General features: G+C 53.6%; 8 protein-coding genes and 2 pseudogenes. 6 read left to right on the top strand and 4 right to left on the bottom strand.

The features are described 5' to 3' along the window. Positions 1-7 precede the first annotated feature (7 nt). From DO97_RS30115 to DO97_RS20740, 5 genes are read left to right on the top strand one after another with little or no spacing between them, the layout of a single operon-like run. Entirely contained in the window at positions 8-274 is a 267-nt protein-coding gene (locus DO97_RS30115) for a DegT/DnrJ/EryC1/StrS family aminotransferase (RefSeq protein WP_420805857.1), read from the top strand. Beyond that, positions 274-1,305: a hypothetical protein gene (locus tag DO97_RS06355; protein ID WP_052128461.1), complete on the top strand. Its 1,032-nt coding sequence runs from the start codon at positions 274-276 to the stop codon at positions 1,303-1,305. Before DO97_RS30115 ends, DO97_RS06355 begins: the two co-directional genes overlap by 1 nt. A gap of 22 nt (positions 1,306-1,327) precedes the next feature. Continuing rightward, a complete protein-coding gene (locus DO97_RS06350; RefSeq protein ID WP_052128460.1) occupies positions 1,328-2,263 on the top strand; it encodes a glycosyltransferase family 2 protein in 936 nt (311 codons plus the stop codon). A gap of 3 nt (positions 2,264-2,266) precedes the next feature. Then, positions 2,267-3,403 (top strand): glycosyltransferase family 4 protein, encoded by a 1,137-nt coding sequence (locus DO97_RS06345; RefSeq protein ID WP_036531869.1) that lies wholly within the window; start codon positions 2,267-2,269, stop codon positions 3,401-3,403. A gap of 23 nt (positions 3,404-3,426) precedes the next feature. After that, positions 3,427-4,161, top strand: a complete 735-nt coding sequence (locus DO97_RS20740; protein ID WP_052128459.1) for a class I SAM-dependent methyltransferase — start codon at positions 3,427-3,429, stop codon at positions 4,159-4,161. Between the two features lie 336 nt (positions 4,162-4,497). Here the strand turns inward: DO97_RS20740 and DO97_RS06335 are convergent, their stop codons facing one another. From DO97_RS06335 to DO97_RS06325, 3 genes and pseudogenes are all read right to left on the bottom strand, one after another. After that, positions 4,498-5,196 (bottom strand): lipid-binding SYLF domain-containing protein, encoded by a 699-nt coding sequence (locus DO97_RS06335; protein ID WP_036531867.1) that lies wholly within the window; start codon positions 5,194-5,196, stop codon positions 4,498-4,500. A 70-nt stretch (positions 5,197-5,266) separates the two neighbouring features. Beyond that, positions 5,267-6,549: pseudogene (gene eno, locus DO97_RS06330) on the bottom strand (phosphopyruvate hydratase). Between the two features lie 167 nt (positions 6,550-6,716). Further along, entirely contained in the window at positions 6,717-8,435 is a 1,719-nt protein-coding gene (locus DO97_RS06325; protein ID WP_036531865.1) for an ABC-F family ATP-binding cassette domain-containing protein, read from the bottom strand. 421 nt (positions 8,436-8,856) lie between these two features. On the opposite strand from DO97_RS06325, the gene DO97_RS06315 reads away from it, so the two are divergent. Then, positions 8,857-10,959, top strand: coding sequence for an O-linked N-acetylglucosamine transferase, SPINDLY family protein (locus DO97_RS06315; RefSeq protein WP_052128458.1), 2,103 nt, complete (start codon positions 8,857-8,859; stop codon positions 10,957-10,959). Positions 10,960-11,059: 100 nt separating this feature from the next. Here DO97_RS06315 and sbcC read toward each other — a convergent pair. Then, positions 11,060-14,127, bottom strand: a pseudogene (gene sbcC / locus DO97_RS06310) (exonuclease subunit SbcC). Positions 14,128-14,392: the final 265 nt, after the last annotated feature.

Genomic DNA, 14,392 nt, shown 5'->3' with positions numbered 1-14,392 from the left:
TCAGTATGTGATTCGCCATCCCCAGCGCCATCGCCTGCAAGCCTGGTTGAAAGCCGCAGCCATTGGCACGTTGATCCACTATCCCCTGCCCGTCCATGCCCAACCCGCCTACCAGGGACGTGTCTTGATTGGGGCGGGCGGCCTGGAGCACACCGAACAGGCGTGCCGCGAGGTACTGAGTCTGCCGATGTACCCCCAATTACCCCTGGAGCAAGCGGAGTTTGTGGGTGATAGGATTGTTGACTGGTATGAGCAGCAGGCTGAGAACCGCTAGTGTATTATTTTTGTACTTATTTTGATCATCGTTATCTGCCACGGGGGTTGGCTCTCTATCAGTCCTTAGAGCGCTACTGCTCAGCTTTTAAGCTCTGGGTGCTGTGCTTGAGTGATCGGTGCTACGAGCTGCTGATGGATTTAAATTTGCCCCATCTTCAGGCGATCGCCCTGACGGCGTTGGAGGCTGAAAACCCCGCATTGGTCACGGTTAAACCCACGCGATCGCCGGTGGAATATTACTTTACCTGCACCCCCTGTCTGCCGCTGTTTGTCCTCAAGCACCATCCAGAAGTGGATCTGATTACCTATCTGGATGCTGACTTGTTTTTCTTTGCCGATCCGGCCCCGCTCTACACTGAAATGGGTAGCCATTCTATCGCCCTGATTGAACATCGCTTCCCGGAGACATTGCGGCATCTGGAACAGTTTGGTCGTTTTAATGTCGGTTGGCTCTCGTTTCGCCGCGATCGCTCAGGGTTGGATTGCCTCCAGTGGTGGCGAGATCGCTGTTTGGAGTGGTGCTATGACCGTTTAGAAGCGGATAAGTTTGCCGATCAGAAGTATCTTGATCATTGGCCGACCCAGTTTCCGGGGGTGGTCGTCCTGCAACACAAGGGGGCTAACTTGGCGACCTGGAATCTGGCAAATTACAGGATTCATCGTCAGGATCGGACATTGTGGGTGGATGATCACCCCTTGATTTTCTTCCACTTCCATCGCTTCAAACAAATCAATGCCTTTGTGTACGATCCCCAGTGGCAGGCGCACTATCAACCCACGACGATGGTGCGGCAGCAGATCTATGGACTTTATATTCAAACCCTGGCACAACTACATCGTACTTTGGGAGCAACCAGGGGAGAAGGCGCCGAGTTGCTCTCCAGCTTAAGAGTTAAAACCGTCCTCCCCCCTCAGCCCTTGCCCTTCCCCCGCAACCTGCTGCGATCGCTGTTTCACCTCTGGGATCTCTATCAGGCAGTGTTTGTCAGGGGTGAAGCCATTTTAGTCGTGGGTAGTTTGGTGTTTTAAGGGGTCAGTAATTATCCGAATTATGCGATGTCCCTCCTGCTATGAATTGCCGCTGCCCCCCGCCGATCAAACCGGGTGGCCGTGGACCCACGAAAGTCTTAGCCATCCCCTGGGGCTTGCCGCTACCCAGGATTGGCCCCGCATTAGTATTGTGATTCCGTCCTATAACCAAGGAGAGTTCATCGAAGCTACCATTCGCTCTGTGTTGCTCCAGGGGTATCCAGACCTGGAGTGTCTGATCATGGATGGGGGCAGCAGCGATCAAACCCTAGGGATCATTCGTCAATACGAGCCCTGGCTCACCGCTTGGGTGAGTGAGCCGGATCGGGGACAAACCCATGCCATCAATAAAGGGTGGCAGCGTGCCACTGGGGAACTGGTGGCCTACCTCAACTCTGATGATTTGCTCTACCCCAATGGGATTTGGGCGATCGCCTGTGCCTATCAAAACCATCCCACAGCCGATTTAATCTATGGAGCTGGGGCAAAAATTAACACCCAAAATCAGGTTTTACAAAAAATTCCCTACCGTCCCTACAACCCCAAACTGCTGCGAACACGCTGTTATATCCTCTCCCAATCGCTATTTATTCGCCGGCAAGCCGTGGCCGCAGTCGGGTGGCTAGATGAGTCGTTATACTACACCATGGATTGGGAGTTGACCCTGCGGATGACCCCCCGTTTCCCAATGGTGGCGATCCCTGATGATGTGGGCATGTGGCGACGGCATCCGGCCACCAAAACTTGGGCAGGAGGGTGGGACTTCAAACGGGAAATTGCTGCCGTGGGGCGGCGACATAATGGGATGCTTGACCGCAACTTTTTGGTGTTCTGGCCGTTGTTCTGGTGCGATCAACTGGCAACTCGAACCCAGTGGGGACTGTTCAAAACCCTGGGACAACTGTTGCGCTGGTTGTTTGACCGCATCTACGGGGCTGATACCTACATGATGCGTTAGGTCATGACCGTTGTTCCTGTCTCCCCACCACGGGTGGTCTTTGTGTTTCGGCGGCAGCGCCAGGAACGTCTGGAACTTTACAGGGCAGGAGTTGGCCCCGACGAAATGCTCTATGGTCTCAACCACTTCAACCCGGCTGAGTTTGAAGTCTGCTGGATTGAGGGCGACGATCACCAATGGAACTGGAAACGCTGTCTCTGGTACCCCCTGGAGGTGTTGATTGCCCGTCAAGTCAAAATGGGGTTTGCCCTCCATATTGCCCTCGATCATCTCCAACTGCTGCGGCGGGCTGAGGTGATTGTCAGCACCATAGATAGCTGTGGTTTACCGATCGCTGGGTTGAAAGCCCTGGGGCTACTGACGACACCTTGTATTTATATCAGTCAGGGACTCAGCGATCGCCTGGGTCAATTGCCCCAACCGTCCCTCATCCATCGGTTCTTTCGAGGCTGGTACCGCCATCTGTTACAGACCACTGAACAAATCCTTGTCTTAGGGGAGGGCGCTGTCGAGCCTTTGGTGCAGCAGTTGCAACTCCCCCCCGATCGGGTTCGCTGTCTCCCCTTTGGCATTGATACCCAGTTCTGGCACCCCAACGAAGATACTCCCGTGGGTGACTATATCTTGAGTGTGGGCAGCGACCTGGCTCGGGATTATCACACCCTGTTACAGGCGATCGCCTCCTTGCCCAACTGCCGCCTCAAAATCGTCACCCGCCTGGAGATCGCACCCACTGCTCCCCAGGTGGAGGTTGCCTCAGAGTTTACCGACCTGGCCTTGCGACAGCTCTATCAACAGGCACAGTTTGTGATCATTCCCCTGCAAAATGTTGCCCAGCCCTCCGGCCAGAGTGCTACCTTACAGGCGATGGCCTGCGGCAAGGCCGTGATTCTCACCCGTACCATCGGTTTGTGGGAACCGAAACAGATGCGTCATCTAGAAAACTGCTATCTGGTGGCACCGGGAAATGCCCCAGCCCTGGAAGCAGCCATTACCTACTTACAACAGCACCCCCAGGAGGTGGCACGGATCGGAGCTGAGGCACGACGTACTGCGATCAGCCGTTATAGTAGCCAACGGTTTGCCGCTAATTTAGCCAACTATATGACGGCATTATTGCAGGATGATGAAAGTTTCTGAACCCGTGATCAGGTAGCAACCCCATGTCTGACTTTGAGAAGTATCGCCGCAATGGCGCTTACCACTGGCGGCAGGTCGATCGCCGTTGGGGTAATCCAGAATTTAACCCGCCGCTGCTCGCCCGCTATCAAGGGTTGGCACAATTAGCCTCTGCCAGTGCCACCAAGGTCTTGGATGTCGGCTGCGGCGATGGCTATCTGTTGTACCGGGTCAGCCAGCGGTGTCCCCAAGCCAAATTGTTTGGCATTGATGGCGATGAAGTTGGCATCCAACTGGCCGCCGCCCAACTGCAACAGCATCAGTGTCCGGCCAGTCTCCAACAGGCATCGGCCTACCAACTCCCCTTTGAGGCTGGCGAATTTGATCTAGTGCTCAGTGCCGATGTCATTGAGCATCTAGACGATCCAGAACTGGCCGTGCAAGAAATGCACCGGATTCTGCAACCGGGAGGCGTACTGCTGATCAGTACCCCCAATCGTCAGCCCGATCGCCAATGGGACCCATTACATATCCGGGAGTACAATCCTGACGAGTTAACCGATCTGCTGCGCCCCTATTTCTCGCGGATCAAGATGCGAGGGTGCTGGGCGATGGGCTGGATGCGTTCCTGGCTGGCGGGGGGCAGAACTCGACAGGTCATCGATAGCCTCTGTCGCCTCGGGTACAACCCGTTTTTACAGATGACGGATACCCCGTCGCCCAACGAGGGTCAGTTGATGGCTTGGTGTCAGAAATATCCCGCTAGTAAGACAGATTAGAACAGAATCAGACTGTCCAACGCCGATTCTGGGAGACTGCCTTCCCCCCCATCGCACAAAAGTTTGAGGCGATGGCAATATCTCTTCCTTATCTCTTCTATTGGTTGGGTTAACACAAGGAAACCCAACCTTTTTCACTCACAATCTGAGGCACTTCTACCATCCCCGCGATCGCGAAGCCTCTCTCAAAAGGAAGCGCACCATAAGCACCCGATGCAGCGGATGAATTGGTACGCTATTGCTGCTTTAGGCATCCCTTACAGCCAGCCACCAGAGGAGATCAACGGTGGTTCCGACAGGAGTGTGATCATGAGGGATTGTCACGAAATTTCTGTTCTAGCGAGGGGGAATATACCGTGCTAACACCCGCTTAAACTCCGCTGCAGCTGGCGGTGTCGGTAGATCGGGGTTGGTAACAATTTGCTGCACAGTGATGCGACTCTGCCCATAGAAATCACCGTTGCGATCGCGGTCTACGGCAGTTTTAGACCCCTCAAGGGACACCCCGGCGAATAGGCCTTGATTGCGCGTATAGGAAAAAATATCTGTCGTAGACTGGGCATCGTTGGGGGAAACAGCATCTTTACCGACGGGACCCGCGGCTACCGAAACACTCCCACCCAGGGTGAAGTCGTTGGTTAGAGCCGTTTCAACACTGCGCTTATTCATGAAGACAAGCACTATATCACTGGAAGCAGCCCCAATTTGGAACCCAACACTGCCACTGGTAATCGTCAGGAATACAGGATTACTCCAACCACCCTTAGCCCCTCGCATCGCCAGAATGCCCCTTCCTCGGCTGCCACCGACGATGAAGCCCGCTTTAACCACATTGGGAAAGATGGCGATCGCTTGGGCACGGCGGAGAATGCCGATGGGAATTTCAGACTTGGGATTGGACATCACCCCATCAAAGACGCGGGTCGCGGACTGCACAGTGTCAATCGCACCAGACTGGGAGGCTAGAACTGGATAAGCTGAGCTGACCATCACGGTCATCGCCACGGGTACCGCAAGAAAAGCACGGAGATTCATAGGAACTTTTTAACCAAGAATTGTGAAAACGGTATTGATATCCTTCACCCCTACCATACACGGAAAATTCTCAGCATGGACCAAACCCAATAGTTCCTGCATAAACCGCCTGTGCCCCCAATTCATCCTCAATCCGCAGCAATTGGTTGTACTTCGCGACGCGCTCACTGCGGCAAAGGGAACCTGTTTTGATTTGCCCCGCCCGAGTGGCAACAGCTAGATCTGCAATGGTAGTGTCTTCCGTTTCCCCCGATCTGTGGCTGATCACCGAGCGATAGCGTTTACGAGTTGCTAGGTCAATGGTTACCAGGGTTTCCGTCAGGGAACCAATTTGATTCAATTTAATCAAAATCGCGTTCGCAACTCCCTGATCAATCCCTTTTTGCAGGCGGGTTTGATTGGTCACAAACAGATCATCTCCCACCAGTTGCACTGAACTGCCCAATTTTTCGGTCAGGAGTTGCCAATGTAGCCAGTCGTCTTCGTGCAGACCGTCTTCAATGGAAACAATCGGGTACTGAGCCACCAGACTTGCTAGATAGTCCACCAATTCACTGGGGGAGTGGGCGGTGCCATCGTAGGTATACTGCCCCTCGCGGTAGAACTCGCTGGCGGCAACATCCAGCGCCAGAGCCACATCGATACCGGGTTCATAGCCCGCCTTGGTAATGGCCGTCATCAATAAATCCAGTGCTGCCTGATTGGAAGAGAGATTGGGGGCAAAGCCCCCCCTCATCTCCCACCCCCGTTAGTAAGCCCTGATCTTTGAGCACCTTGCTGAGGGCAGCAAAGACTTCGGCTCCCCACCGCAGAGCTACTCGGAAGGAGGACGCTCCCAGGGGGACAATCATGAATTCCTGAATATCAACATTATTGTCGGCGTGAGACCCCCCCATTGATCACATTCATCAGGGGAACGGGCAATAAGTTAGCGAGGGGGCCCCCCAAGTAGCGATAGAGGGGCAGTCCCAAGGCATGGGCTCCTGCCTTGGCCGTGGCCAAGGAAACGGCCAGGATGGCGTTGGCTCCTAAGCGCGATTTATTCGGCGACCCATCTAAGTCAATCATGGTGCGGTCTATCAGTTCCTGGTTCAGGGCATCCAGTCCCAATAGGGCTGGGGCGATCTCCTCGTGGACATTTTCTACCGCTTGCAGCACCCCTTTACCCCCATAGCGCCGCGCATCTTCATCGCGGAGTTCGTGGGCTTCAAAACTCCCCGTTGAGGCACCACTGGGAACCTGGGCTAACCCGACGCACCCGTTTTCCAGATAGACTTCGGCTTCCACCGTTGGGCGTCCCCGTGAGTCGAGAATCTCCCGGGCTTGAATGAACTGGATTGCGGTTTCTGACATAGCCATTATTCCTCAAGAACCTTAATAACTAGCCGCTTGCCACTGGCAGATGCTCCCACCAATGCTGTTCTGATTGTGTGCAACCTAGCGAATATACCCCAAAACTTAGCCTTGAAATCACCCACGACGAACCGATTGCCAAGGATACTGACCAACCGAGGTCGAGATTAGGTTTCAGCCTTGGCTTTTCTGGATTTCTCTTTTTCCTTCTGCTTCGCACGTTTAGCCATAGCCTTGGCAGCTTTCTCGGCTTCGAGTTGTTCCAAGTGCGCCAATTCTTTCTCCTCAGCAATCTTTTCTAGATAGTAGTGATAATCGCCCCGATAAAGCAGCAGCTCTCCTTCACGGATTTCGACAATTTTGTTGGCGACCTGGGAAATAAAGTAGCGATCGTGGGAAACAATGATCACGGTGCCATCATAGGCTTGCAGAGCTGACTCCAGCATTTCTTTGGCCGGAATATCCAGGTGGTTAGTCGGCTCGTCCAGGATCAGCAAGTTGGCGGGACGCAGGAGCATTTTAGCCAAAGCCAATCGGGCTTTTTCACCGCCGCTGAGAGCCGCGACTACTTTAAAGACCGTATCCCCGCTGAAGAGAAACCGCCCCAGGAGGGTGCGGACTTCTTCATTGCTCCATTGGGGCACTTCGTCGTGAACCGTGTCAATGACGGTCTTGTCCAGATCCAGGGCTTCGGCTTGATTCTGCTCAAAGTAGCCGGGAATAACATTGTGATCTCCCAGCTTGACGCTGCCCTCCACAGAACTTTCCATGCCCATGATCAATCGCAGCAGGGTGGATTTCCCCGCGCCATTGGGACCGAGGATAGCAACCCGATCGCCCCGTTCTAGTAATAAGTTGGCATCTAAAAACAGAATCCGATCGCCGTAGGTGTGGACGAGATTTTGAATCAGTACCACGTCGCGACCACTGCGGGGAGCTGGGGGAAACTGAAACCGCAGGGTTCTAACATCCCCAATCGGAGCCTCAATCCGCTCAATTTTCTCCAGTTGTTTCTCGCGGCTTTTGGCTTGGGTGCTGCGGGTAGCGCTGGCTCGGAAGCGATCGACGAAGGCTTGCTGTTTCTCTAACTCCTGTTGTTGACGTTCGTAGGCACTCAGCTGGGCGTCCCGGATCTCAGCTTTTTGTTGCAGGTAGGCGGAGTAGTTGCCCAGATAGGTGGTGGAGATTCCGCGTTCGGTTTCGACAATTTGGGTGCAGAGGCGATCGAGAAACTCGCGGTCATGGGAGACAATTACCATCGGTGTCGTCAGGCCACGCAGGTAGGTCTCCAGCCACTCAATGGTTTCCAGATCTAAGTGGTTGGTCGGTTCGTCCAGTAACAGCAGATCGGGTTTTTGCAGCAAAATTTTGCCCAAACTCATCCGCATCTGCCAACCGCCACTAAAGCCACTGACCAGGCGATCGCCATCATCAAGGGTGAATCCCATCTCCGGTAGAATCTTCTCAATCCGGGTTTCGAGTCCATAGCCATCCAGGGCTTCAAAGTGGCGTTGCAGCCGATCCATATCATGAATGAGCTCATCCAGTTGTTCGGGATTGGCGGTTTCCATCTGGTGATGAACCTGGGTGAGGGCTTCATGAACCTGATTGGCATCGCCAAAGGCTCGCCAGAATTCTTCTCGCACCGTTCGGGTGGGATCAACTTCAAATTCCTGGGTGAGGTAGGCAATGTGCAAACTCGCCGGTCGGATCACTTCCCCGGCGGTGGGTTCGATTTCCCCGGCAATAATTTTCAATTGGGTAGATTTTCCGGCGCCGTTGACCCCCACCAAGCCGACGCGATCGCCGGGTTTGACTTCCCAGGTCACATCCTTGAGGACTTCTCCTGTCGGGTAAATTTTACTGATATGTTCCAGCCGCAGCATCCTAAGTCTCCCCAGTAATTCTGACGAGAGCCCGTGACATTCCCCGGAATTCACGCTGCTGAAGGTTCCGTTGTTGAATGCAGGCTCCCCACAGGAAGACTTTAACAAATATTTATGATTTATTTTGTTATCCAGCGCCAGCAGCTCACCAGTAAAGCTATTGCCGTTCTATTCTGTCCCTAGCGGTGACCCTTTCCCATATAGTCCAGAGCTTGAGCCTAGGGTCTAGCAGTCAACCCTTGTCCAGCCATGCCCCGGTAGGGGCGCTCAGCCTCGGAGATAGGGGTAACGACTTTCCTGTCCGTGATCCCCAGAGAGAGGGGACAGATCCCCTGAATTTGCTGACCCAAGGATAGACTATGGGCAATACTTAATTCTGTGGTTTTATCCTTGCAGTGATTTCTGCTGCTGAGCCAAACCAATGCGTGATTTGCACCAACAGGCAACAGATTTCTTCCAGCAAGGGGACTACGCTGCGGCGATCGCCCTTTACCAAGAATGCATCACCATTGAACCAGAGGAGAGGCTGCTTTATTGGGATTTGGGATTAGCCCTGTTGTTATCAGGACAAGCATTAGAAGCCCAAGGAACCTGGTTAGCAGTTCTAACAGAGGCTCCCTCAGAGGCAATTAAAGCTTGGACTGAGGAACTGATTGAGAGGTTGTTGACCCTTGCAGAAACCTTCGTCCATCCTCAGGATGGGAAAGCGGTAACCCGAATCCACCAGCAGATTTTAGATTTAGATCCGCACCATCCCGAAGCCCTGAAACAGGTTGGGATTGCCCTCGGACAACAAGGGCAGTGGAATGATGCCCTTGCCTATCTCCAAACAGCCCTAGCCCATGCCCCCGAGGATGCTGATTTACATCGGCAGTTGGGATTGGTATTAGAGGAAATGGGGGACTTGCAGCAGGCGATCGCCTGCTATCAAAACGCTCTGGTTTTGCAACCCGAATTTCCAGAAGCCTACAACAATTTAGGAATTGTCTTGCACGCCCAAGGCAAGGTTCCCGAGGCCATCCATGCCTATCAACAAGCCCTAGTGATTGAGCCAACCTTTTACAAGGCGTATAACAATCTGGGACAAGTCTTGAGGGATCAGGGAGATTTACTGGCGGCACTAAACTGCTATCAACAAGCTCAAAAGCTGCAACCCGAGGTCTCAGAAATTTATAGAAATTTAGGGTTGCTTTATTTGGATTTAGGGGATCTTGCGGCGGCGATCGCAGCATTCGAAAAAGCAGTTGTGCTGAATCCAAATAGCAGCAAGGATCACGCCACCCTCTTGCTGTTTATGCTCTACAGTCCAGAGTATTCAGCTCCAGAAATTTATACTGAAGCCATTCGTTGGGGAAACCAGCATGGAAATCCTGCTATTGCTTCACCGAAACTCCATTCACCAAAGCCTAATCGGCGCTTGCGGGTTGGCTATGTCTCACCGGATCTGCGCACCCACTCCGTAGCCTATTTTCTAGCACCAATCTTGCAGCACCACCATAAGGCAGAATTTGAAATTTTTGCCTATGCCCAAGTAGATCAGCCCGATGCCACAACCCATCGCTTCAAGGGCTGGATCGATCACTGGTACTCAACGGTTGGGATCAAAGATGCCCAGCTGGTAGACCAAATTCGCAGCGATCGCATTGACATTTTAATTGATCTGGCAGGACATACTGCCAATAATCGCCTCCAGATCTTTAGCCACCAACCCGCCCCGGTTCAGATTTCTTACCTGGGTTATCCCAGCACGTCGGGCTTAAAACAAATCCACTATCGGATCACAGACCCATGGGCTGATCCTGAAGGCACATCTGATGCTTTTTATACTGAGAAATTAATTCGACTACCAGGCTGTTTTCTGTGTTACCAGCCACCTAGCCTAGCTCCACCTGGGGTACCGTTGCCCGCAGCTACAACGGGTCAGATTACCTTTGGATGTTTCAATAATCTTGCTAAAGTCAATCTTGCCGTACTCCGACTATGGTCCCAGATTCTCGGGATGTTGCCCACCGCTCAAATGCTTTTGAAAAGCAAATCTCTCCAGTACGAAGCGGTACGAAATTATTATTGGGAATGCTTTGCTGAGTATGGCATTGAGCGCGATCGCGTGCAATTAGCTGGCTCTCTTCCCGACCTGGCAGAACATCTGGGACTTTACAACCAGGTAGATATTGCCCTGGATCCCTTTCCTTACAACGGCACAACAACGACCTGTGAAGCTCTGTGGATGGGAGTTCCGGTGCTGACCTTAGCGGGTACCAGCCATGCTGGACGGGTGGGGGTGAGCTTACTCTCAACCATCGGGTTGCCAGATTGGATTGCCACCACCCCAGATGACTATGTGATCAAAGCAGTAGACTTTGCCCGTAACCGAGCGCATCTGGCAGATTTACGATTGAAGTTACGCTCCCAAATGGCAGGTTCCCCCCTTTGTGATGCCCCCAGTTTTACTCGCAAGTTAGAAATGACCTACCAACAGCTGTGGCAGCATTTTTGTGCCGGTCATCTTCTGGAGCCCTCGTGACTCATCCAGGCCCACCTCAATGGAGGGGGGTCAGGATGCCAGGGGCATCTTCAGGCAGCGGCGAACCTGGAAGATGCCATTGTTAAAGAGGTAGTAGGCATCAAACAACCAAACTCAGTTGGGAACCATTGGGTGTTTTTTGGACTTCAATGCGGGCAGAGAACGCTTCTTTGAAGTGAGGCATGTGGGTCACAGCCAGAATGCAGGCGAAATCCCCGGAGATCGCATTGATGGAGGCAATCAGGCGATCGCACCCTTCCTGATCCTGGGTACCAAACCCTTCATCAATAATCAGCAATTGCAGGGCTGTCCCTGATCGTTGCGCCAGCAGCCGCGCCAGTGCCAGTCGAATGGCAAAGTTGACTCGAAAGGCTTCCCCCCCCTGAGTATGTTTCGTAGGGACGGGTGCCAGCCGTGTCAGCGATCAGAATATCCAGGGTGTCGATCAGCTTGAAACCCTGGGCTTTGGCCTTCGCTGATCGCCCTTGGTCACGACGACTGGCCCGTTGGGTGACAAACTGGACATGGAGCTGGTTGGCACTGAGGCGCGCCAGAATTTGGTTGGTTTCAGCTTCCAGGTGGGGTAAGACATTCTCAATCATTAAGGCTTGAATCCCATTCTTGCCAAAGGCTTGAGCCAGTTCCTGATAGAGGCGATATTGGCGGCGCAGGGCTTGAAGGTGCTGTTGCTGACCTTGCAGTTGGGCCCGCAGGCTCTCTAGGTGACTGAGTTGCTGTTGCAGGCGACCTAGATGCCCTAATTGCCCATCCAGTTGTTGACGGCGCTGCTGCATTTGAGCTTCGAGGGCTTGCATCTGCGGGGTGCCATCGGGGGTTTGCTGTAATTGCTGTTGCAGTGTCTTTAGGGTCTGGTCAGTGGTCTGCAAATCCTGCCCTCGTGCCTGCAGGGCTTGAACTAAATAGTCGCGTCGCTGTTGTACGGGGGGGGGCTTGCTGTTGGGCTTGCTGGAGTTCCTGATACCGAATTTGCCAGGACTGCACCTGACGTACCTGAGTCCGCAGGGCGTGGTGCTGCTCGGGGTCATAGCCAATCGCGGCCAATTGCTGATCCAGGTGAATAATCTGCTGCTGGATCTCCCCCGGAGCTTCGGCAAATGCCCCCGTACCCAACAGATAGTCGAGTTGCTGCTGGCAGTTGCTGATCTGGGTTTGCAGGAGCGGCGGCTGGGTCAGGCTCTGGGTCAGACGGCGCTGGGCTTGTTTGATTTCGGCTTGTTTAATCTCCGCCCAACGCCAGCGTTCCACCTCCCCTCGGGCGAGGGCGTGATCTTTCTCGTCGTAGGGCAGCAATTCCAGGTGTTGGGACAGCTGTTGCAGTTCAGCCTGAAGCTCGGCGGCAAAGTCGCCTTGCTGCAAGGAGGCTTCTAGGGCGGAAATTTCGGCGGCGATCGCCGCTAATTGGGTTTGGGAGTCGAGGATTCCCTGAATCTGGGCTTGTAATTGCCCCCGTTGCTCCCAAATGGTGTTGTAGAGCACTAGCTCTTGGTTCAGGTCTTGATATTCCTGCCGTAACACCTGAATTTCTCGCTCGGAGACGGCCAATTGCTCTCGAACCACCCACAACTTGCCCCCGCAGTTCCTGTTGCTGGGTACGGTGCTTCTGCTGCACCCGTTGCCAGTGCGTTTCATCCAGGGGGGTCGATCGCAGAGGGGACAGGCTGCCCCCGGACTGAGGTGAAGTTGCAGCTTCTGCTCTAGGTCTGCCAGTTGGGTTTCATAGTCCTGCTGGTGGGTTTGTAACCGTTCCATAAAACTCTTGCGCTCTAAGCCTTTCTCCCGGACGCGCTGCTGATAGACGCGCCGCTTATCCAGTTGTTCGATCCGCTGGGTTGCTTCCTGGAGTTGCTGTTCTAACTGGGGTTGCCGTAGTTGCTGGTGCTGTAAAGTTCCAGCTTGGGACTGGAGTTCCTCCCATCGGGCAACCTGACGGGCTTGTAGACGGTCAATCTGGGTTTGGAGGGTGGTGCGGCGTTGATGCAGGGGGGTGACTTGGGTTTGCAGCTGATCGAGTTCACTGAGACGGGTGCGAGCTTGGTGCAGTTGTTCTAAGGCCGCTTCCACCTCTGGCAGCTTGCTGAGAATTTGCTGCTGCTCCTGGACTTGTTGGGTGCAGGCTTCGAGTTGTGCCTGGAGTTGGCGGTGTTGATCTTTCAAGGTTTCAACCTGCTGGGCTTGTTGCCGCAGCAGGGCTTGGCGCTGATCCTGTGACTGTTGGTAAGCCTGGTATTGTTTTGACAGCACCTCTTCTTGGATGTGCAAGTGCTGCCAATGGGCATACCCTTGGGCGATCGCTGCCTCCTGTTGCAGAATGGCGGTGAGTTCCTGTTGTTGGCGCTGGAGGGTGACTAGCTCCTGTTGCAGTTGTTGATAGTCTTGAGTCAAGTTTCGCTGTTGTTGCTGGTGCCACTGCTGTTGTTGCTCCCAGGTCTGGCGCTGTTGCTGCACCACCTGTAAGGCTTGCAGTTGGGCTGCAGCCGCTGTTTGGGCTTGGCGCATCTGGGCGATCGCCGCTTCCAGTTCGGCCTGGGCGGCAGCGATGGTCGGTTGTTGTTGCAGCTGGGTTTGGGTGGTAGTCAGCACTTGCTCCAGCAGTTCAACTTTGGCCTTGAACTCCCGCGATCGCTCCTTAGCCTGTTCCGCCAGATGGTCGTAGTGATCCAGCTTCAGCAAATCCGTCAGAATTTGTTTGCGCTCACTGGGGCGCTTGAGCATAAATTCATCTGCTCGTCCCTGACGTAGATAGGCGGAGTTAACAAAGGTTTCGTAGTCGAGCTTCAGGTGTTGCAGTATCAGTTGTTGGGTTGCCCGCACCCCCGGTTCCGTTAAGCTGCGAAAACCATTAGCCGTGGCAATTTGGAACTCCAGGGAACTAGCCTGACCTCGGGTACGAGTCCGCATCACCCGGTAGGTTTGCTCCTGATTCTCGAACAAGAAATCCACCTGAGCTTCCTTGGTACCCTGGTGAATCATGTCATCCTCTGAAACAGCGCGACTTTGCCCCCATAAGGCCCAGGCGATCGCTTCTAGCAACGAAGACTTACCCGCCCCATTGGCTCCACAGACACAGGCAACGTGCAAACCTCGAAAGTCCAGTGTTGTTTCCCGATAACTGAGAAAGTTCTTAAGCGTCAGCCGGAGGGGGATCATGCAGGTCAGGGCATTATTACTGGCAACGTCGAGGTACGCCTATCTTAACGGAATCGCAGAATTCCCCATTCGCCTATGTGGTGAGGCACTTCACCGATTGTCGAAATATGGTTTCAATGGAGGATTCAGATCAGCCAAGTAGGAGTGTTGATGCAACAGCTTTACGAACTCAAACTTAGGAGATTTCCCAAGACTGAGCCAATCTCATCGCTTCGATAACAGGCTTACAATTTTGGATGCTATCTGCAACGGTTACAATTTCAAG

Origin of the sequence: Neosynechococcus sphagnicola sy1, assembly GCF_000775285.1 — a bacterium.
Classification (GTDB): Bacteria; Cyanobacteriota; Cyanobacteriia; order Neosynechococcales; family Neosynechococcaceae; genus Neosynechococcus; species Neosynechococcus sphagnicola.
Note: the sequence above shows the minus strand (reverse complement) of the source record. Positions and strands in the feature narration are given on the sequence as shown.

What these genes read in the sequence shown, in the direction of transcription:
- DO97_RS06350 (WP_052128460.1), top strand. Translation starts at nt 1,328, where the DNA reads ATGCGATGTCCCTCCTGCTATGAATTGCCGCTGCCCCCCGCCGATCAA.
- DO97_RS06345 (WP_036531869.1), top strand. Translation starts at nt 2,267, where the DNA reads ATGACCGTTGTTCCTGTCTCCCCACCACGGGTGGTCTTTGTGTTTCGG.
- DO97_RS20740 (WP_052128459.1), top strand. Translation starts at nt 3,427, where the DNA reads ATGTCTGACTTTGAGAAGTATCGCCGCAATGGCGCTTACCACTGGCGG.
- DO97_RS06335 (WP_036531867.1), bottom strand. Translation starts at nt 5,196, where the DNA reads ATGAATCTCCGTGCTTTTCTTGCGGTACCCGTGGCGATGACCGTGATG.
- DO97_RS06325 (WP_036531865.1), bottom strand. Translation starts at nt 8,435, where the DNA reads ATGCTGCGGCTGGAACATATCAGTAAAATTTACCCGACAGGAGAAGTC.
- DO97_RS06315 (WP_052128458.1), top strand. Translation starts at nt 8,857, where the DNA reads ATGCGTGATTTGCACCAACAGGCAACAGATTTCTTCCAGCAAGGGGAC.